We start from the raw sequence: 20,552 nt of genomic DNA, 5'->3' as shown, positions 1-20,552 counted from the left end.
GTAAGTGATATTTGTTATAACTCTTTAAACAAATTTTATATCCTAAAAGCAATAAAAAAGTTTATTAAAAGTCATAATTACGTATTAGTGAGGCGACAAAATTACGAAAAAACTTGCTAATTCAAAAAAAAATAGTACCTTTGCCCCCGATTTGGAGTAACCTCTGGCGAGAGTCGTGAATGTTGCCCAATGATAACATAATTATTTTATATTTTTTATGGAACCATTATTAAAGTACGTACAAGACAACTTTATTGAGAAAAAAGAATTCCCAGAATTTTCAGCAGGTGACACTATCACTGTGTATTATGAAATCAAAGAGGGAGACAAAAAACGTACTCAGTTTTTTAAAGGTGTTGTAATACAACGCAAAGGTCACGGCGTAACTGCTACATTTACCATTCGCAAAATGTCTGGTACAGTAGGGGTAGAACGTATCTTCCCTATCAATATGCCTGCCCTTCAAAAAATTGAAGTAAACAAAAAAGGTAAAGTTAGACGTGCTCGCATCTATTACTTTAGAGGACTTACAGGTAAAAAAGCCCGTATTAAAGAAGTTCGCTAAAAGAAAATTGATGAACAACATAAAAGCAAAGAGTAAAGTATACCTTTCTCTTTGCTTTTTTTCATTTACTAATGACTAAATGTCTAATCCCTAACACTTAAACATTTGTACGCAATACTCGACATAGAAACTACGGGAGGTAAATACGATGAAGAAGGTATTACTGAAATTGCTATTTATCAGTTTGATGGACATACTATTACCGATCAGTTTATCTCTCTTATCAATCCCGAACGCCCTATACAAGACTATGTTACTAAACTTACTGGCATCAACAACAAGATGTTGCGCAATGCACCAAAGTTTTATGAGATAGCCAAACGTATAGTGGAAATTACAGAGGGGTGTATCATCGTTGGGCACAATGCCGCCTTTGATTATCGCATTTTGCAAACAGAATTTCGCCGTTTAGGATATGAGTACATCAAAACAACACTCTGTACAGTAGAACTCTCACAACAACTCATTCCTGATAAAGAATCGTATAGCTTAGGGAAATTAGTACGTTCTTTAGGTATCCCAATGAGTGAACGCCATCGTGCTTCGGGCGATGCTATGGCTACTCTCAACCTTTTCAAATATCTACTTGAAAAAGATACTAAAAAGACTATCATTACTGCTTCAGTGAAAAACGATGTGCGTTTAGAAATGGCTTCACGACACCTAAAAATACTTGATGCTCTCCCTGAAACCTTAGGCGTATTCTATATTCACAACGAAGAAGGTAAAATTATCTATGTAGGAAAACATAAAAACATCAAAGGACGGGTGAACCAATTGCTCACCTCTCCCTCTAAACGCGATAGATATTTACAACGCCATACTTATAAGGTAACCTATGAAGAAATGGGGAATGAACTCATCGCAACCCTTAAAGAATTAGAACTTATACAACTTAACAATCCTAAATGTAATAACCGGAGTATTGATAAATCAAAAAATATCAATTATATACTTACTTCTCATTACAACAAAAGAGGATACCTCTGTTTTTTTATAGAATTATTGCAATCGCAAAACAATTTTATCACTACTTTTGAAACACTAAAAGAAGGGTTGTTTTTTTTGAAACGCATAGAAAAAGAATTTCAACTCAACGAAGTAGATTTCAACAACGAATCTCCTGACATATACAATGAGCGAGCTAAGGGAATTTTTACTAAATATGGGCTACAAAATGAAGATGTAGCAATTGTAGATAAAGGCAGAGTAGTAGGTGAAAAAAGTATGATTTTAGTAATAGATGGCAATATCAAAGGATATGGATTTTTAAATCTGAACTACCAACTCACACAACGTTCTATTTTAGAAACCCTTATCACTCCTTTAGCCAATTCTTTACTCAACCGACACCTTTTACACTCTTATCTCCGTAAGAACTCCAAGGTAAAGGTACTCAAACTAAGCGAACAAAAACCTTATCATAATGAATAAACATTTTTTTATTACACTCTTAGGAACTGCTGTTTTGGCAAGTTGTAACTCAACGAACAATGAAAGTGCCACAGCATTAAAGGAATCGGCTGAAAAGATTTCAAAACTTACTGATTCTATCAAAAAGATTGACGAACAACGCCTTGAAGCATTGAATTTCAGTCTTGAAACTAATGAATTAGCACAACAATATTTTGAAGATTTAAAGATTGACAATCCTTCGCAAATTGTTATGAATGCGCTAATGGAGATGAATGTAAAGGATCATAACCCTTACATCAAATCAGAGTCTAACGGTAAATTCTTATTTAATAAAATAAGAATACTCAATGAAAAATGGGTGATTTGTGAATTTACCGACGGTGAATTGTGGGGCGATCTGCTTTTGGAATACCACATTGATGGCAACCAAAATGTTACCTTTAAAGCCTTAGATGAGGTCATCCACCCTAAATAAATCGGAAGCTATACCATCTGAAAGAAACTTGCCCTTGCGCGTTACTTTCAGGTGGTTTTCTTCAATTTCTAAAAGCTCATCGGCAAGGTACTTCTGTGCTTGCTGTAATAAATATTGGTTATAATCTTCCCCAAAAAAAGTTTTTACTTCTTCTAAATCAATTCCTACCATCGTGCGTATGCGTGTAATAATAAGTTCGTTATATCGGTTGTTGAGGGTAAGTTCTTCTTTTTCCTGAGGTAATATTTCCTGCTGTATTTGTTGTATATACTTAATGTTATGAGCAATATTCCAACTGCGTTCTTTCCCGTTAAAACTGTGGGCTGAAGGACCTATTCCCATATAGGGCTTGCCAAACCAATAAGCCGTGTTATTTCTGCTAAAAAACCCTTCTTTGCCAAAGTTTGAAAACTCGTATTGTATAAAACCCTCTGCTTCCAGAGTATCTATCAACATTTGAAAGTGAGTGTAAGCCTGCTCATCGCTTATTGGTGCGATTTTACCCGTAGCAATAAACTTGTGTAAAGCTGTTTTTTCTTCTACTGTAAGAGCATAGGCTGAGATATGTGGAATATCAAAAGACAGCGCCTTATTGATATTCTCCTGCCAACGTTCCTTACTCATTCGAGGAATACCATAAATTAAATCAATAGTGATGTTATCAAAATATTGTGGAGTTATCTGCAATAAAGTTTCTACTTGAGCTACACTATGTACTCTGTTCATCAATTGTAAGTCCTCTTCAAAAAACGATTGTACACCCAAACTTAACCTATTGATACCTAAAGAGCGCAATTGTTCTAACATTTGTTCGGGAGAGGAGCCTCTAAAAAAGTCATCAGGATTAGCTTCCAAGGTAATTTCGGCTGAGGGACTTACCTTGTAATATGTGAAGATTGTATGAAAAAGTTGTTGTAATTCGTCATACGAAAGGATACTGGGCGTCCCTCCTCCTAAGTAGACTGTTTGTAATTCACTATTTATAGCTTCATCCTTGCGCAAAATGAGTTCCTTACAAAGGGCATTCACCATTTCTTCTTTTCTTTTCAGAGTAGTTGAAAAATGGAAATCACAGTAATGACAAGCACGTCTACAAAAAGGAATATGAATGTACAAGCTATACAAAATGAAGTTCTTTTTTAACCTATACGGTCTTGATTTTGTTTTACAAAAGCATCCCAACCGCTATAGCTTTGCTGTTTTTGTGCCTTACCACCATTTAAAAAGTGACAAACAGCTACTGCTAAGCCATCGGTTGCATCGAAGTGTTTGGGAAGTTCTTTTATGTTTAGAAGTTGTTGAAGCATTTTGGCTACTTGTTCCTTAGAAGCACTACCGTTGCCCGTAATAGCCATCTTTACCTTTTTAGGTTCGTATTCAGTAATAGGAATTTCGCGCGATAAGCCTGCAGCCATTGCTACCCCTTGTGCTCGTCCTAATTTCAACATTGATTGTACATTTTTACCAAAGAAAGGTGCTTCAATAGCTAATTCATCGGGTTTATAGGTGTCTATCAGTTCTAAAGTACGATTGAAAATCACACTTAGTTTTAAGTAGTGATTGCTGTATTTACTGAGTTGAAGTTCATTCAGTTGTAAGAGTTTCATAGTATCTCTTTCCACCTGAATAAGTCCAAAGCCCATAATAGTAGTACCAGGGTCGATACCTAAAATAATACGTTCCAAAAGCTACTACAGATTATTTAACGTTAATTTTAATAGGGAGTTCAAATTGAGTGCTTACATTTTGTCCGTTTTTAGTAGCGGGGGCAATAGCATCGTTATCAGACAACATTGATAGATTAGCGCGCAAAGAATCCTCAAAACTTTCGTTTTCGGTACTAAGTAGTTCTTTAGTTTTCTCATCAGCTTTGATATCTATGAGCACTATTTTTCCGATATTATCTACTTTTATGTTGAGAATAACACTATCTTTAATAGGTTCAGACACTTCGTAAGGGTCTTTTCGCAAGCGTTCTTCAAAGAGAGCTGCAAAAGTTTTCTCAAAGCATTCTTTTTGAGTAGATTTAGTAGTAGCGGTATCGCATACCCCTTTAAAAATAGGGTAAGTATCTACATCTTCTTTTATTACTTCATCAAATTTAATCTTAGCAAGAGAGTCTAATTTTTTTTGTAACTCAGCTTCTTTCTGTTCAGGAGTGAGTTGAGATCCATTCTTTTTGCAAGAAGCAAAGACTAAGAATAAAGCTAAAAAACAAAAGTAAAATTTCATAATTGAATGTGTATTAAATGTTTTTAGGGCTCAAAAGTATTACAAAAAAATGATTTATAAAAATAAATCGTTTATTTTTTGAGGTTTTAAAGTGTAATTTACAGAGCAGTTTAATATATAAACCACTGATAATAAGATAAATATAATTATTTTAAACTTATTTTATAACGTTGTTTTCTTTGTTGTAAATAGTCCTTACGATACCATCGGCGAGACCAATACGAGGTACGTGAACAATCTCAGCTCCCGACCATTTCATTGCATTAGTGAATACAGTGAGAGCATAGAGGATTACGTCGGCGCGATCGGGATTGAATCCTAAGAGCCTAATGCGTTCTTCATAAGAAAAACCAGAAACATAGTTGTGATAATCGGTGAGATACTGATAGCTAAGAGGTTCACCTTCTTTACTATTAGAGTTCTTATGGATTTTATTGATATTTCCGCCAGAGCCTATGGCTTCTATATGCTCGCAATCTTTAGTGTGTTTTTTTATCCATTTTTCAACATCTTCCCACGTTTTGTCGCTCACCTTGTTATCTAATAAGCGCACTGTACCAATAGGGAATGAACGCGATTTTTTTACTTTCCCTTTAGAAAAGACAGTGAACTCAGTGCTACCTCCTCCCACATCTATGTATAGGTAATCTTTATCTTTTTGTATCAACCTTGAAATATCGGTAGATGCAATGATACTCGCCTCTTCAGCACCATCTATAATTTCAATGCGTACGCCAGTGCGTTTATAAACCTCATCGGCTACTTGTTGTCCATTAGTAGATTCACGCATTGCCGAAGTAGCACAAGCGCGATAATTTTCTACTTGATTTATTTTCATCAGTAAGCTAAATGCTTGCATAGCATCAGCTAATCTATCAGTATTTTCAGGAGAGATAAGTCCATCTAAAAACACATCAGCTCCCAAACGGATAGGCACACGCACTAAGCTCGCTTTGGTGAATTTTGGAGCTTCATTAGGTTCTTCTAAAACGTTAGAAATGAGCAATCTCACCCCGTTAGACCCTATGTCTATAGCTCCTAACTTTTTGATATTCATATTGTAATTATTTATCTTTATCTGCTTCTAAAGCACGTACTTTCAGAGGGTTTTTAGTTAGTTCGGCATATTCTTCCCGATTTCTGAATACATCTAAAGCGGTGTAAATAGCATGGCGGAATGACTCAGGATCGGCAATACCCTTACCTGCTATCTCGTAAGCAGTACCATGATCGGGGGAGGTGCGTACTTTGCTAAGTCCAGCTGTGTAGTTCACACCACTACCAAAAGCAATGGTTTTGAAAGCTATAAGACCTTGATCATGATAAGGAGCAAGCACAGCATCGTAGTTGCGATAAGTTTGAGAACCAAAGAAACTATCGGCAGCAAAAGGACCAAATACTAATATATTTTCATCGAAGTACAGTTTTTTTAAGGCAGGGCGTAGCACTTCATCATCTTCATTGCCAATAACCCCTTTGTCTCCACAATGAGGATTGATACCTAATACAGCTATTTTAGGGCGTTGCAAGCGGAAATCTTTGATGAGAGATTCATTCATCAAACGAGCTTTCTCCATAATGAGTGATTCGGTAATGAGAGAGGATACCTCTTTTAGAGGGACGTGATCTGTAAGTAATCCTACCTTTAAGTCTTCACTTACCATAAACATTAGGCTGGTTCCATTGAGTTCTTTGGCTAAGTAATCGGTGTGACCAGGGAAGTGAAAATTATCAGACTGGATATTGTTTTTATTGATAGGAGCAGTTACTAATACATCAATTTCGTTATTTTTAAGAGCTCCTACAGCAGCTTGTAACGATAGGAAAGCATATTTTCCACCTTCTTCAGTTTCTTGAGCAAAGGTAACTGTAGGAGTTTCTTTCCAGCAGTTGAGTACATTTAGTTTACCTTCAATGGCGGCATCTACACTATCGATGCCTTGAAAATTAGCCATTGTATTGAAATGTTTCTTTTGGAAAGAAACTAATTTATTAGAAGCAAAAATAATAGGGGTACACAATTCCAATATTTGGTGGTCTTCAAAGGTTTTGAGGATAATCTCAAGCCCTATTCCATTCATATCACCAATGGAAATGCCTACTTTTATCAGTTTATCTTTCATAAAAATTGAGATGTTTTTTAGGGTATTATTCTTCTTTTTGATTGTAGAATACGGTTATTTTAGGTAGGCGTTTTTCTACTTCTTCATATTGTTGAGTAGTAAAATTACGGTTGTTTATATACAAAACCCCTTTCCATAGTACTTTTTCCACAGATTTTATAAACTGTTTGAAATCAAGAGGGTTGTTGTTAATATTTACGTAAGTTAAATGAGGATTTTCAGCTAATGCTTGAGGTAATTTGGTAAGATTGTTTGCATTGAAATATACGTTTTCCAAGTGTTGCAAACGCCCTATAGAGGCAGGAACTTCAGTAAGTGCAGCATTGCGCAAAGATAGTTCTTCGAGCAAAGGCAATTTGTCGAAATTATCAGGAAGAGTTTTGATTTTATTTTTAGTGTCAAACTGACTAATGATGAGTGATTTTAGTTTAGACAAGGCAAATACTTGTTCAGGGAAAACAATTAATTCAGCTCCTTCAAACTTTAAATTTTCTAATTGTTGTAAGTTGATGAGAGAATTAGGAACTTCGGTTATAGGATTATAGATGTCTAAGGTTTGTAGAGCAGAAAGATGACCAATATTTTCGGGGAGTTTAGTGAGGTTATTGAGACGCAACACTAATGTTTTTAGTGATTTATTTTCAGCACTCAATTCAGGAAAAGTAGGGATGCCTACTTCTTTTATTTCTAAATACTCTAATTGATTTGCCTCGGTAAGTAGTTTTTTTAACAAAGTTTCATTTAATTGTACTTGGTCGTTGCTATATATCTTTACTTCTTTAAAATTAGTAAAGTTAGTTTTTATCAATTCATCAACCGAGTTGAAATTTAGGTCGTTACCATCAGAAGTAGCAATGTTTACTCGTATAGATTGCGCTTGAGTAAACATAGGAATTGCTATGATAAAGGAGCATAAAAGTTGTTTTATTTTTTTCATTGTTCTATTTTTTATCTGTAAATAATTATTACTTTTGTACTTTCAGAGTGCAAAGATATAAAAAATATGAGAGTAACACAAACTTATTCTTTTCACAGCAATGGTAAATTACTTATCACAGGTGAATACGCGGTGCTTGATGGGGCACTTGCTTTTGCCCTTCCTACTCGAAAAGGACAAACATTAGAAGTAACTGAAAATGATGTGCAAGGAGGTTGGCAAGCCTTTGATAGCAATGGTAATTTATGGTTTGATAGCGCTGTGCTCACAACAGATGCTGACCAGAAAGTGGCTCAAACTCTACAAAAGATACTCACTACAGCAGCAGAACTCAATCCTGATTTTAAAAACAAATGGATGTATTCACAAGTGCAAACACATTTAGAATTTCCTCGTTTGTGGGGGTTAGGAACATCTTCTACACTTATCAATAACATAGCCCAGTGGGCAACAGTAAACCCGTATGAACTTCTATTTAAGAGTTTTGGTGGTAGTGGTTATGATATTGCTTGTGCTAAGAGTCAAACTCCTTTATTATATCGTCTTCAAGAAGGTAAACCTCATAGTTACCCTTTGCACTTTCTTTTTCCTTATACACACTATATTTACTTTGTTTATCTCAACCAAAAACAAAATAGTAAAGACGGCATTGCTCGCTATCGTTCAGTAAGTAAGAGCAAACGCAAACTCGCTGAGAGTATCACACACCTTACAGAACACCTTGTATTAGCTTATACCATAGCCGATTTTTGCGCTATACTTAATGAACACGAAATGCTCATCAGTGAGTATCTCGGTATTCCCACAGTGAAAGAATATCTTTTCTCTGATTATAAAGGTACAGTAAAGAGTTTAGGAGCTTGGGGAGGAGATTTTGTATTAGCTATTTCAGAAACTGAAGATACACCGAATTATTTTTCATCTAAAGGTTTTGATATTTGTATTCCTTATGATGAAATGGTGTGAGAAAGTAAATACACTTTGTAGGAATAGAAAGTTTATAGAGTGCAACACAAGAGAAATTTAAAAACTTTATAGAAGTTCAAAGATTTTTTAACATTGGGTCTATTTTTATTGTTTATCCATCTGAACAGTGCGAATAGGAAATGGTATATTTATATTATGTGCATCAAAACACTTCTTGATAGCCATTATAGCTTCTGATTTATACAGAAAAGACTCAGAAAGTTTCTTGGAAGGAATGGTAAAATATACGCTAAAATTGATAGCACTATCTGCGAACTCAGTATAATAAAAAGAAATAGCCGTATCAAGCTCTTTTTGTTGCATCATCTTCCGAATAGTAGTCTCAGTGAGTATTTTCACCTGTTCTAAATCCGATTCATAACCTACACCACAAGTTACTAATACATTGGCTGTATCACTTTCAGAATAATTTTTCATAGGATTATCTACTATAAGCTTATTGGGTATAGAAACATAGTTCCCGTCAGCCATTTTAAGCTTGATAGTACGCAAATTTATATCTTCAATAGTTCCTGTATAGCCCATAGTTTCAATTTGATGCCCTATACGAATGCTCTTGCTAAAAGATAAAGTAATGCCTGAAAAAGTATTGCTAAGCGTTCCTTGTAAAGCCAAACCGATAGCTAATCCAGCTACTCCAGCCCCTGCCAAAATGGTTTTGAACATATTTTCGAGATCTAAAATATTTAGCGAAAACATAAAGAAGGTAATAACTACTAAAACAGAAATAATATTACCAAGCATTATGCGCGAAGAAGGTTTTACACCGCGCCTTTCTAAGATACGAATGGCTATTTTTTTGATAAGTCTAGAAAGATAAAAGCCCAAAATAAAAACTAATAAAGCTATTACAATATTAGGTGTTTTATCGATGAAGAGTTGAATCCATAGATGTATTTTTTTAGTGAATACTTCTATAATATTAATATAATCATTTACTATTCCGTTTTTCATTGAGTCTAATGAGTTTATTTTATCAGCTGGCAAAAGTACAAAATATATTGTTGATAGTCACTTTTTTGTTATTTATTACATAAATGAGGCTGTCTGAAAAGATTAGACAGCCTCATTTATGGAAGTTATATTCGTTTATTAACGTGAATAATTAGGAGCTTCTTTGGTGATGGTAATATTATGGGGGTGGCTTTCGGTAATTCCGCTTGCAGTGATGCGCACAAAGCGACTCACGGCTTGCAACGTTTCGATATCCTTGGCACCACAGTATCCCATACCTGCGCGCAAGCCTCCGATGAACTGATGCATACTTTCTTGTAGTTCGCCTTTGTATGCCACGCGCCCTACAATGCCTTCGGGGACAAGTTTTTTGATGTCGTCTTCTACATCTTGGAAATAGCGGTCTTTACTACCTTGGTTCATCGCTTCTACCGAGCCCATACCGCGATAAGATTTGTATTTTCTGCCCTCAAAAATGATAGTTTCCCCCGGTGATTCCTTAGTGCCAGCAAGCAGAGAGCCAAGCATCACACTATTGGCACCTGCGGCGATAGCTTTTACGATATCGCCGGTGTAGCGAATGCCTCCGTCGGCAATCACAGGGATTCCTTTGCCTTTAAGAGCGTTTGCAACGTTCATCACCGCTGATAATTGAGGATAACCCACGCCTGCCACCACTCTGGTAGTACATATAGAGCCTGGACCTATGCCTACTTTCACTGCATCGGCGCCATTTTCGGCTAAATAAAGGGCGGCCTCGGCTGTGGCAATGTTTCCTACCACTACTTCTAAGTCGGCAAACTTGCTTTTTACGGCATTAAGAGCATTCACTACGCCTTTCGTATGTCCGTGAGCTGTATCGATAACTACGGCATCAACTCCTGCTTGTACAAGGGCTTCGGCGCGGTCTACCACATCGGCAGTAACACCTAAGGCTGCTGCTACGCGCAAGCGCCCTAAGTTATCTTTGTTAGAAATAGATTTTTTTTGCAAGTTGGCAATGTCTCGGAAAGTAATAAGACCTACTAATTTGTAGTTTTTATCTACTACGGGGAGTTTTTCTACCTTACTGCGTTGTAAAATACCCTCAGCCTCCTTCATAGAAGTGCCTTCGTTGGCAATCACGAGGTTTTTAGAGGTCATTACTTCAGTTATAGGGCGATTATTATCGTGTTCAAAGCGTAAATCGCGGTTAGTTACAATGCCTTTTAAGATTCCGCCGGCATCAACAATGGGGATACCACCAATATTATTTTCTTTCATACAGCGTTTTGCATCACTCACCTTGCTGTTTAAGGGAAGCGTAACAGGGTCGATAATCATACCGCTTTCGGCGCGTTTTACTTTGCGTATTTGTTTGGCTTGCTCCTCAATAGTCATATTTTTGTGGAGCACCCCTATGCCTCCTTCACGTGCCATAGCTATAGCCATAGCAGCTTCAGTTACAGTGTCCATTGCCGCTGAGATAATAGGCACATTCAGGGTGATGTTACGGGTAAAACGTGAGATTATCGATACTTCACGAGGTAATATCTCAGAATAATTGGGGATAAGAAGGACATCATCATAGGTAAATCCTTCATTAATAATTTTATCTTGGAAATTCATTTTAAAAAAGAGAATTTAGTTGCGTGCAAATGTACTTCTTTTTTTATATACGAAGCAAATTTTTTCTGAGTATTTTTCTTTTATTGACTGTTTTTTGGTAAGAAAAACACCTATCAGTTTCGGTAAACTTTTAACTGATAAGTGTTTTGTTATATGATAATGAAGAAAATTTTTTAAAAAGTATAGGTTACTCCAAAATGAACTCCTATAGATGAGTAAGGCGCATCAGGAGCTCCCTTGCCTTCCCAACTATAAGTATCTTCCAATAGAGGTGATATTTGAGTTGCTAATTGTTTCAACGCTACTGTTTGAGGAGATGCTGGAGCATTTTGTAGAGTTACCATATAACCTTTGAACTCTTGAAGACTAATTGTAGAAGTAGTGCCTGCTATAGTGCGAGTAGCTGAGAAATCTTTTAGTTTAGATTCCTTGCGAGGTACATTGATGTTAAGATATTCTCCTTCTACAAAAAAAGCTACTTTATCAGCTACTTTAAAACGATAGCCTATTCCTCCTATAAAACCAAAAGGCATTTTTCCGTGGAAATTATTATTAAAATCAGCTTTCATATCTACCATAGTTGTTGAAGGAGCCATTGGGTTAAACATTCTCAAAGGTAATTTAGCATTAAGTTCTGTTTGTATTTCGGTTTTACCACCTATTTTGGTAACACCTCCAGCACGTACATACAAATTATCAGTAATATTGAATACTAATGAAAGGGAAGCTCCATAAGCACGACCGTGTCCCTTCATATTCAATATTTGGTTTTTATTGGTAGGCATATCCTCACCGTAGAGATAACCTAAAGCTAATTCAGCTCCCCAACGTTTATGGAAGAAATAACCTCCGCGCAATTGCGCTTGATAACCTTCTCCATAACTTCCTTTTAAATCGGTGATAGCAGTAGCATTAGTAGCGTCTCTACCTAATGTCTTTTCATGAGCTTTAAATCCATACCCACCACTCACTGAAATGTATGCTTGTGAGTAGATAGCTGTTGCTCCCCAAACGAAAGCAATGACACATAATAATGTTTTTCTCATTTGTTAATTATATAATTTCATTTATTTTTTCAGTAGGGCGCCCTATTACAGCTTTATCCCCTACCACAACAATAGGGCGTTCAATAAGCTGAGGGTATTCTACCATCGCTTCTATAATTTGTTCATCAGTAAGTGTTTTTTCTTTAAAATGTTCTTTCCAAACATTTTCTTTAGTACGAACTAATTCAATAGGAGATAGTTGTAATTTAGTAAGTAGTTCTTTAATTTGTTCTTTAGAAACACCTTCTTTGAGGTAATCTACTACTTTATATGCCTTATTAGCTTCTTTTAAAAGCTCCAAAGCACAACGTGATTTGGAGCATTTAGGATTGTGATATATTTGTATCATAAACAATTTATTGATTTGTGAATTTGCTAATTAGCAAATTACTACTTCTACCCCTCTTTTTTCGAGTTCTTCTACAAACTCGGGGTCTACATTATTATCAGTGATGAGCATATCTATTTTTTCGACGTAACAGATGAAGCCAAAACCGCGTTTATGTATTTTTGAGGAATCGGCGAGGACGATAGTTTTATCTACACGTTCCATCATTTTTTTGTTAAGATGAGCTTCTCCTACATTGGTAGAACTCAATCCATAATCGAGATCTATACCTTCTATTCCTAAGAATAAAGTAGTACAAGAGAAGTTGCTAAGAGTTTCTTCGGCGAGTACACCTATAGTAGAGGTAGAGTTTTTGCGTACCTCACCTCCTAAGTGGATGGTGTTTACATTAGGGTTTTTACATACTTCTAAGGCAACCCTTAATGAAGGGGTTAACACAGTAAGATTACGGAAACCATAAAGTTTTTGAGCTAATAAATTAACTGTAGTTCCTGATGAAAGTATGATAAACTCATTTTCTTTGATAAAGTCTAACGCTTTAGTAATAATACGCGTTTTTTCCTCTACATTTTGAGTTTCTTTCTCAGTTATTGTTTGATCAAACACATAGCGCATTTGTTTGCTAGCACCTCCGTGAGTACGGTGGAGGTAACCTTCTTGTTCTAAGAGCGTTAAGTCTTTACGTATAGTAACTACCGAAACTTTAAGCTTTTCACTCAGTTCATTTACGCTGATGTACTTCTTGGTTTCTAAGCTCTCCAAAATCTTAGACTGTCGTTCATTAAGTACTTTCATATTTTATAATTTTATTAATATTCGTGTTGGAAAAAGTTCATTTAAAAAAGTCTTATATTAACATTTTTGGGGCAAAATTAAACATTATACTGAAAAAAACAAAAGTTTTAGAAATAAAAAAATGCTATTGCACTTAAACACAACAGCAATAATATTTTTATAATACAGATAATTAAGGTTTTAACATTAAGCTAAAAGCATTTCTAAAATCTTGTAACAGAGGGTTTTCTTCTAATAATCGTTCATATTTATCCTCAGGACTTACTGCTATTTTTTTAGCAATTTCTTCATTCACTTTTATTTGAATATTCATATCATAGTTGCGTAATGATCTATGTAGATAATCCAACAAATGATGTTCTATATTCAATATTCCTGTTTTTGCAGTATTACTTGATACTTCTAAATCAATAGTAGTTCCTTCTAATTTCAAATTAGCTATTTTTAGAATGGAGGCTTGTATACGCTCTCCTTTTGCAAGTAATTCTTCTATATAATTATCCCAATAGTGTTGAAAAGTTTCTTGAGTAAATGTTTCTTTAGGTAAAGAATTAGGGTCTATTATAATCTCTTTATTGTTCTTTTGGTGTTCCGTTTTTACGTGTACACTTTTGATAGAAAATCCAGAAACTACATTATGTCGTTGTTCTTTACTAATAGAAGGAATATTAGGAATAGGAGAAGCGGTAGTTATAGTAGGCTGTGATGGTTGGACTACTTTTGTAACCTCATTAGAGGGTTGTTCTTGTCTATTAAAAACGTAAGCCGGAATTACGAAGCGTCCATCATTTTTTTTTTATCTCCTTGGTAGGTTATAGAGGCAAGTTGCATTAAAGCTATTTCTACCAATAGCCGCTGGTTCTTGCTGGTGCGATATTTCAGATCGCAATCGTTTGCAATAGCAATGGCGTCCATTAAGAAAGGAACAGTAGCACGAGCACTTTGCTCGGTATATTTTTTCTGAGTCTCCTCTCCTACTTCCATTAGAGTTATGGTAGTAGGATTTTTACATACCATTAAATCACGGAAATGGCTTGCTAAACCAGCTATAAAGTGATTGCCATCAAACCCTTGTGCTATCGTATCGTTGAATGCTACTAACAACTCTGGAAGTTTATTGTCTAAAATAAGGTCGGTTACTTTAAAATAGACTTCATAGTCGAGTACATTTAGTATTTCGGAAGTAGCTTGTCGAGTAATTTTATCTCCTGAAAAACTCACTACGCGGTCAAAGATAGAAAGGGCATCACGCATAGCTCCGTCAGCTTTTTGTGCGATGATTTGTAATGCTTCATCTTCGGCTTCTATTCCTTGTTGTTGGGCTATATACTTTAGATATTCTCGAATATCATTAATTGTAATGCGTTTGAAATCAAATATTTGACAACGTGATAAAATGGTAGGGATAATTTTGTGTTTTTCCGTAGTAGCAAGGATGAAGATAGCGTGTTTAGGTGGCTCTTCTAAAGTCTTTAGAAAAGCGTTGAAAGCAGAAGGAGATAACATGTGTACCTCATCAATAATATATACTTTGTATTTGCCTACTTGCGGAGGAATGCGTACTTGTTCAATGAGTTTGCGTATATCGTCTACACTATTATTAGAAGCAGCATCGAGTTCAAAAATATTGAAAGCAAAGTCATTTTCATCTTCCATTCCAGAAGTTTGCTCATTTATTTTTTTAGCTAAAATACGTGCACAAGTAGTTTTTCCTACACCACGTGGTCCTGTGAAAAGAAGTGCCTGTGCCAAGTGATTGTTTTCAATGGCGTTGAGGAGGGTATTGGTAATCGCTTGTTGTCCTACCACATCACGAAATGATTGAGGACGATATTTGCGTGCTGATACTACAAAGTGGTTCATTGTTATTGTTTGTTAGTTTGATAAGTACCAAAGATGAGGTTAGATTCCACTAACTTATTACCATCTTCTTTTAGGAGTACTAAGTTACTAATTGTTATTTGATGATCATAACGCAATAAAGTCCCTGTATTTTCGTTGTAAATAGGACGAGTTGCGATAGTAACTGTTCCTCCTGTAGCTTCGCTATTAAAAGTAATCTGAGGAGAAGCTGGGTATATGGTATTACAAAAATAACTACTGTTTACTGCATCACTAAAGGTGCGGTAATAGAGCTTATAGTTATTGGGTATTGTACCTGTAACTGTTTTTTCTTTATTTTCTAAGACACCTGCAGGAATTGTGAGATAAAGAGCTTGTTTTTGATTATACTTATACAGAAAATCAACAGCGGTATCATTTGCTCTACAAGAAAGAACATCAGAATTTTCAAAAGAGATAGATTCGACCTCCATATCACCATCGTTGCAAGCCATCGCGAAAAGCCCTATTATAAAAGCAAATAAAAGTATTTTTCTATTCATTCAAGTTTAATATTTTGGCAAAGATATAAAAAAATAATATATAAAAGCCTATTATTTAAGAAAAAGGAGCTAACACAACTTCTAACCCGTTGATTTCAGGGGTAATAGGTATTTGACATCCTAACCTACTATTAGGTTTTACGTGAAAAGCTTCAAAAAGCATTGCTCGTTCTTCTTCACCCATTTCAGGTAGTGTAACTTCGTTTTCATTTTGTACATAACACTGACAAGAAGCACACATTGCCATACCTCCACAAATACCTATTTCGCCATCTTGAGCGATTTCATAAGCACGCATTACTTCCATTAGGTTCATATTCATATCGGTAGGGGCTTCTATTTCGTATAGAAGCCCCTCGCGATCGGTTATTTTTAGATGTATTTCGTTCATTTATTTAGCAAAGTATTCTATTTTGCGAACACGGGCACAAATTGGTTTATCATTTTCAAACATTAATATTTGAGTCCAATTTCCCATTTTGTCAAAAGTATAACGATACTTATAGTTAAGTTCTTTTGTAATATATGAGGTGAGTAGATTATGTTCATCATATACTTTAGTAGAGGCTACTTCTGTACGGGTTTTTATTACTTGAGTTTCTCCAGATTTATTGAACATATAGTTGGTTTCTATATAAAAATTGGGGTCATCGGTAGCAGTACAAATTGATTGGATAAGACGTCCTGCTTTATTATATTTATAAGTACAGATAGTTTCTTGACTTGAGGCGTTCAGGAATTTAGCTTTAGAAAGTAACCCTTCTTTGTTGTATTCGTTTTCGGTTTTCAAATACACATTTTTGTTTAGTACTTTATCCTCTGTTTCAGAGACTTTATTAAGTTGGTTGTACTTGTAAGATTTTTCACGTGTATACTCTGGACGTATTTTCTTTTCTAACACGAGATTTTTTTCTTCATACAATTGTATATCTTTTTCTAAAGCTGAATTACTCGCTACTTTGTTTCTCTCAATACAATTGCCTAAATCATCATATTTGTAGGTAATAGTAATGAGCCATTCATTGGTATTGCCGTCAGTTTCATCTATTTTTACTAATCGGTTTTTCTCGTTGTAAAAGTATTGTCGGTTTACTAAAAGTTCACCATCTCCTAAGGAAAAAGAGGATTGACTTTTGTTTACTCTACCTTTCTTATCGTAGTAAAATCGCATTCCACCAAAAGGTTGATTCTCGGCATTGTAAGTGATTACTTCGAGATTGCGACCTGTATTGTCGAAAATATAGGCAATATTGGTTTTAGAGAATTTATTTTCATCTTTTTCTATATTCCAATCTTCGGCATAAGGAAAAACGCTATAAGTTTTTCCATCGAAAGTTTTAGTACCTTTAGGGTCAGGGTCGAGAAAAAAAGAATAATCTTCTACTTTTTTAATTTTGCCTTTCAATAGTAATGTTTTGCTGCTAATTGTATCAATTTGGGCATTTAGCGAAGCAGAAAATGCTAAAAAAGTGCTTGCTAATAGTACATTTATACTCTTCATTTTATTTAGTTATTAGTATTTACTATAAGATATATTCACTGTTTAAATTGCTTTTACCACAGCTTTTTCGGCTTCTTTTCTACTGCCATCAAAGCCGTCAATTCCGACTACAGTAGTGTACTTTAATACATATTTTTTATTAGGATAAATTCGGTTGTATATACTTTGGCACATTAGGGTTGCTTCGTGAAAACCACAGAGGATGAGTTTAAGTTTTCCTGGGTACGTATTCACATCACCTATGGCATATACCCCCTCTATACAAGTTTGGTAGTCTAAAGCATTATTTACCTTCACAGCGTTTTTTTCGATCTCTACCCCCCAAGTAGCAATAGGTCCTAATTTAGGAGTAAGACCAAAGAGTGGAATAAAAGCATCGGCTATAAGAGTTTCTTTATTACCTCCTTCTTGCTCTAACACTAATGATTCCAAATGCCCATTTCCTTCTAATCCTACTACTTCATAAGGAGTTTTTAAATTGATTTTACCAGCCTCTTTTAACGCTCTTACTTTCTCAACTGAATCTAAAGCTCCTCGAAATTCATTGCGACGGTGTACTAAAGTAACTGAAGCAGTAGCTACTTTTTCAGCTAAATAAATACTCCAATCTAAAGCAGAGTCCCCTCCTCCTGCAATTACGACGTGCTTACCTGTATAGTTTTCTGGATTTTTGACAAAATAAGTCACCCCTTTATTTTCATATTGTTCAATATTAGGTAATTCAGGCTTACGAGGTTTAAAAGTACCTAATCCACCAGCTATAGCTACGGCTTTTCCTTTTATTTGGGTACCTTTTTCTGTAGTTACTATGAATGTATCATCATTATTTTTGGTGAGTGTCATTGCAGTTTCTCCAAGAGTAAATTCAGGTTGAAACTGCTTAATTTGCTCCATTAGGTTATCTACTAATTCAGAAGCTCCTACAGTAGGATATCCTGGTATATCAAAAATAGGTTTTTTAGGGTATAATTCAGTAAGCTGTCCGCCTACTTGTGGGAGTGTATCTATCAAGTGGCATTTTAAACGAAGGAGCCCTGCCTCAAATACTGCAAAAAGCCCCGTAGGTCCTGCCCCTATAATAATGATATCTGTTTCTTTCATTTATTGCTATTTTGGGGGCAAAGGTACAAAATAATTAACAATTAGCAAGTAACAATAAACAAATTATGGTTTCAGAAGTTTAAAATCATCTTTGTTTTCAATAGGTGTGTTTTGGTATTCTAAAGTCCAACCTACGGCACGGGTAGCAAAGATAAGGTTAGAAAGCTCAGTAAGCAGTCTGTTTTGGGCATTGCTCTTCAAAGTAGAAGCATCTACCTTGCGCTGTAATTCTGCTTTCACTTTTTTCTGTATTTTTTCTACATCATCAGGGGTAAATGGGTTTACTTGACTCTGACTCACATCGTAATACTTCATTGTAGGGTAAATCTTCACCTCAGCTTCTGGTAACGATTTAATGATAACTTTTTTTTGTTCTTCGTTTACTTCATAGTCGATTTTGTGTAAGTCATAAGCTACTGTTACATCGGCATTTACTACTGTAAGGATTTTCTTATCAAACGATAGCAAATCCATAAAGTACTTTTGAGTATCGGTATACGAGAGCACTTCGGCAAAATGCCCTTCGGTAACTACCAATTTGCTCACATTTGCGATTTGTGTTTGTATTAGGGTTGTATCAGCCTCTAATCGTTCTTGACTTTCTTTTTTATCGCTAAAATATTTTATAAGTAGCAATACAGCGACCGCTACGACTACTCCTAATAAAAATTTCTTCATTTTTTTATACTTTATTTATTACCTACAATACACCCCAAAAAGCACGCCAAAATACCAATTCCTACACTAACTATTACATAAAGAATAGCTTTTAGTAGTTCATTTTGTTGATATAACTGCAGTACCTCCAATGAAAAAGTAGAGAATGTTGTAAAACCTCCCAAAACACCTGTCATCAGCAATAAGGGTAAAAGGCTCTCCCCTACTCTATTCTTAAAATAGCTATACAATACACCTATAAAAAAGCATCCTAATACATTTACTACCAAAATGCCTATCGGGAATGTACAAGTGCGCACTATCTTGTTGAAGGCTATTGAAAGCATATAGCGCAATGTACCTCCTATAAAGCTACCAAGGCCAACTATTAGTATATCTTTTATCATATCAACGCAAAATCAGCACAATCTTCATACGATATATATAGAATCCACTTCATACTTTCAGATAAAAAGTAATGATGTTCAGGTATATTATCTAATATATCTACAATGACTTTGTCTAAATATTTAAATGAGAATATATAGGTTAAGTTCGATACATTATCTCCTAAATAAACTACTTTTTCATCTGGCTCTATCCCCACCTCCATTGCAATACTCTTTACAAAAGCTACAACGGCTTCGTTCTCATCAAAAAATATTCTTTGATGCTTATCCAATAGCTCAAAATAAACTCTACTTCCAGCAAAAGGTGAATTAGCATTCACCTTATCAACATAAATATCAGAGTTTATTATTTGAAAATCTTCATTTTCTATATGCTCTTCTAATATTTTGATAAGCTCTAAATCATAAAAATTCTTTTCCATTTCTAACACCTAACACCAACTGAATATTCTTATACGAGTTCTTCACCAATTCCTTTGCCTCTGCCTCATCTTTCCAACATACTTTCTCTATATCCTCCTCTGTTTGAGGCACTAACTTTTTCTTGTAAGCCGTGGTCATATCATACCAATAGGTTTCTTTCAAAAAATAGTGTCCATCGCGTTTGAATAGGTGGTAAGTAATCGTCCTAAAACGCTGTATTAGGAGCTTTTTTACCCCCGTTTCTTCCTCCACTTCACGCAAGGCACAAGTAGCAATATTTTCACCCTTTTCTTTCTTTCCTTTGGGCAAATCCCACTTGCCGTGTCGCTTGATAAGCAGTACTTTTCCTTCCTCATTATACACCACGCCTCCTCCCGCTTTTATAGTGGGTACAAGTTTCTTAAATTTCTTCATAAGTTTCTCTTCCTTAGGATGATAGAGATATATTCTACTTACCTCTTTACGACCTAATTCCTCGATGATTTCATCAAAGGTTACATCTTTTAATGGAAAATATTTGACGTTCTCAATATTTTCTCGTACATTTGTCAAAATAATCGACTTATCGTCTAAAAAAATTTCATACATA

25 protein-coding genes are annotated in these 20,552 nt (G+C 35.3%); 4 read left to right on the top strand and 21 right to left on the bottom strand.

Annotated features, from left to right (window positions below; genetic code table 11):
* The first annotated feature begins 217 nt into the window (after positions 1-217).
* The 3 genes from rplS (at position 218) to I7X29_RS01705 (ending at position 2,456) form a co-directional block, all read left to right on the top strand.
* Positions 218-565: a 50S ribosomal protein L19 gene (rplS, locus tag I7X29_RS01715; protein ID WP_002678925.1), complete on the top strand. Its 348-nt coding sequence runs from the start codon at positions 218-220 to the stop codon at positions 563-565.
* Between the two features lie 105 nt (positions 566-670).
* Positions 671-1,999 (top strand): exonuclease domain-containing protein, encoded by a 1,329-nt coding sequence (locus I7X29_RS01710; RefSeq protein ID WP_198472575.1) that lies wholly within the window; start codon positions 671-673, stop codon positions 1,997-1,999.
* A complete protein-coding gene (locus tag I7X29_RS01705) occupies positions 1,992-2,456 on the top strand; it encodes a hypothetical protein (protein WP_009751086.1) in 465 nt (154 codons plus the stop codon). Before I7X29_RS01710 ends, I7X29_RS01705 begins: the two co-directional genes overlap by 8 nt.
* Here I7X29_RS01705 and hemW read toward each other — a convergent pair.
* From hemW to I7X29_RS01675, 6 genes are all read right to left on the bottom strand, one after another.
* Complete coding sequence (gene hemW / locus I7X29_RS01700; RefSeq protein ID WP_198472574.1) at positions 2,430-3,581, bottom strand: radical SAM family heme chaperone HemW; 1,152 nt, start codon at positions 3,579-3,581, stop codon at positions 2,430-2,432. The genes I7X29_RS01705 and hemW overlap by 27 nt on opposite strands.
* A gap of 14 nt (positions 3,582-3,595) precedes the next feature.
* Positions 3,596-4,141: a crossover junction endodeoxyribonuclease RuvC gene (ruvC, locus tag I7X29_RS01695; RefSeq protein ID WP_198472573.1), complete on the bottom strand. Its 546-nt coding sequence runs from the start codon at positions 4,139-4,141 to the stop codon at positions 3,596-3,598.
* Between the two features lie 13 nt (positions 4,142-4,154).
* Positions 4,155-4,688, bottom strand: coding sequence for a hypothetical protein (locus I7X29_RS01690; protein WP_198472572.1), 534 nt, complete (start codon positions 4,686-4,688; stop codon positions 4,155-4,157).
* Positions 4,689-4,845: 157 nt separating this feature from the next.
* The gene (locus tag I7X29_RS01685) at positions 4,846-5,745 is read right to left on the bottom strand and encodes a Ppx/GppA phosphatase family protein (protein WP_198472571.1); all 900 of its coding nucleotides are present in this window, start codon (positions 5,743-5,745) and stop codon (positions 4,846-4,848) included.
* Positions 5,746-5,752: 7 nt separating this feature from the next.
* Positions 5,753-6,811, bottom strand: a complete 1,059-nt coding sequence (pdxA, locus tag I7X29_RS01680) for a 4-hydroxythreonine-4-phosphate dehydrogenase PdxA (protein WP_198467012.1) — start codon at positions 6,809-6,811, stop codon at positions 5,753-5,755.
* Between the two features lie 25 nt (positions 6,812-6,836).
* Entirely contained in the window at positions 6,837-7,748 is a 912-nt protein-coding gene (locus I7X29_RS01675; RefSeq protein ID WP_198472570.1) for a leucine-rich repeat domain-containing protein, read from the bottom strand.
* Between the two features lie 66 nt (positions 7,749-7,814).
* On the opposite strand from I7X29_RS01675, the gene I7X29_RS01670 reads away from it, so the two are divergent.
* Positions 7,815-8,714 carry a GYDIA family GHMP kinase gene (locus I7X29_RS01670; RefSeq protein ID WP_198472569.1) on the top strand — a complete coding sequence of 300 codons (900 nt, stop codon included), beginning with the start codon at positions 7,815-7,817 and terminating at the stop codon, positions 8,712-8,714.
* A 105-nt stretch (positions 8,715-8,819) separates the two neighbouring features.
* Here I7X29_RS01670 and I7X29_RS01665 read toward each other — a convergent pair whose 3' ends face one another.
* The 15 genes from I7X29_RS01665 to I7X29_RS01595 all read right to left on the bottom strand — a co-directional run bounded on the left by I7X29_RS01665 (position 8,820) and on the right by I7X29_RS01595 (position 20,551).
* Positions 8,820-9,689 carry a mechanosensitive ion channel family protein gene (locus I7X29_RS01665; protein WP_009751078.1) on the bottom strand — a complete coding sequence of 290 codons (870 nt, stop codon included), beginning with the start codon at positions 9,687-9,689 and terminating at the stop codon, positions 8,820-8,822.
* A 138-nt stretch (positions 9,690-9,827) separates the two neighbouring features.
* Positions 9,828-11,297, bottom strand: coding sequence for an IMP dehydrogenase (guaB, locus tag I7X29_RS01660; RefSeq protein WP_198472568.1), 1,470 nt, complete (start codon positions 11,295-11,297; stop codon positions 9,828-9,830).
* Between the two features lie 173 nt (positions 11,298-11,470).
* Complete coding sequence (locus I7X29_RS01655; protein WP_198472567.1) at positions 11,471-12,343, bottom strand: outer membrane beta-barrel protein; 873 nt, start codon at positions 12,341-12,343, stop codon at positions 11,471-11,473.
* 7 nt (positions 12,344-12,350) lie between these two features.
* Complete coding sequence (gene arsC / locus I7X29_RS01650; protein WP_198467018.1) at positions 12,351-12,692, bottom strand: arsenate reductase (glutaredoxin); 342 nt, start codon at positions 12,690-12,692, stop codon at positions 12,351-12,353.
* A 30-nt stretch (positions 12,693-12,722) separates the two neighbouring features.
* Positions 12,723-13,487, bottom strand: coding sequence for a DeoR/GlpR family DNA-binding transcription regulator (locus I7X29_RS01645; protein WP_198467019.1), 765 nt, complete (start codon positions 13,485-13,487; stop codon positions 12,723-12,725).
* A gap of 172 nt (positions 13,488-13,659) precedes the next feature.
* Positions 13,660-13,920 carry a hypothetical protein gene (locus I7X29_RS01640; RefSeq protein ID WP_009751073.1) on the bottom strand — a complete coding sequence of 87 codons (261 nt, stop codon included), beginning with the start codon at positions 13,918-13,920 and terminating at the stop codon, positions 13,660-13,662.
* 338 nt (positions 13,921-14,258) lie between these two features.
* Positions 14,259-15,350 (bottom strand): DNA polymerase III subunit gamma/tau, encoded by a 1,092-nt coding sequence (dnaX, locus tag I7X29_RS01635; protein WP_198472566.1) that lies wholly within the window; start codon positions 15,348-15,350, stop codon positions 14,259-14,261.
* Positions 15,351-15,352: 2 nt separating this feature from the next.
* Positions 15,353-15,871 carry a hypothetical protein gene (locus I7X29_RS01630; RefSeq protein WP_088594335.1) on the bottom strand — a complete coding sequence of 173 codons (519 nt, stop codon included), beginning with the start codon at positions 15,869-15,871 and terminating at the stop codon, positions 15,353-15,355.
* 55 nt (positions 15,872-15,926) lie between these two features.
* A complete protein-coding gene (locus I7X29_RS01625) occupies positions 15,927-16,262 on the bottom strand; it encodes a 2Fe-2S iron-sulfur cluster-binding family protein (RefSeq protein WP_088594336.1) in 336 nt (111 codons plus the stop codon).
* Complete coding sequence (locus I7X29_RS01620) at positions 16,263-17,372, bottom strand: RHS repeat domain-containing protein (RefSeq protein ID WP_009751068.1); 1,110 nt, start codon at positions 17,370-17,372, stop codon at positions 16,263-16,265.
* Positions 17,373-17,414: 42 nt separating this feature from the next.
* A complete protein-coding gene (locus I7X29_RS01615) occupies positions 17,415-18,473 on the bottom strand; it encodes an NAD(P)/FAD-dependent oxidoreductase (RefSeq protein ID WP_198472565.1) in 1,059 nt (352 codons plus the stop codon).
* Between the two features lie 63 nt (positions 18,474-18,536).
* Positions 18,537-19,151: a DUF4230 domain-containing protein gene (locus tag I7X29_RS01610; RefSeq protein WP_198472564.1), complete on the bottom strand. Its 615-nt coding sequence runs from the start codon at positions 19,149-19,151 to the stop codon at positions 18,537-18,539.
* 11 nt (positions 19,152-19,162) lie between these two features.
* Entirely contained in the window at positions 19,163-19,537 is a 375-nt protein-coding gene (gene crcB, locus I7X29_RS01605; protein ID WP_088594339.1) for a fluoride efflux transporter CrcB, read from the bottom strand.
* Entirely contained in the window at positions 19,534-19,962 is a 429-nt protein-coding gene (locus I7X29_RS01600) for a hypothetical protein (RefSeq protein ID WP_198472563.1), read from the bottom strand. Before I7X29_RS01600 ends, crcB begins: the two co-directional genes overlap by 4 nt.
* Complete coding sequence (locus I7X29_RS01595) at positions 19,943-20,551, bottom strand: NUDIX hydrolase (protein ID WP_088594341.1); 609 nt, start codon at positions 20,549-20,551, stop codon at positions 19,943-19,945. The genes I7X29_RS01600 and I7X29_RS01595 overlap by 20 nt, the downstream gene beginning before the upstream one ends.
* Position 20,552 lies beyond the last annotated feature (1 nt).

Origin of the sequence: Capnocytophaga periodontitidis (assembly GCF_016126015.1) — a bacterium.
GTDB classification, from domain to species: domain Bacteria; phylum Bacteroidota; class Bacteroidia; order Flavobacteriales; family Flavobacteriaceae; genus Capnocytophaga; species Capnocytophaga periodontitidis.
The sequence above is the reverse complement of the archived record's forward strand: the minus strand, read 5'-3'. Positions and strand labels throughout refer to the sequence as shown.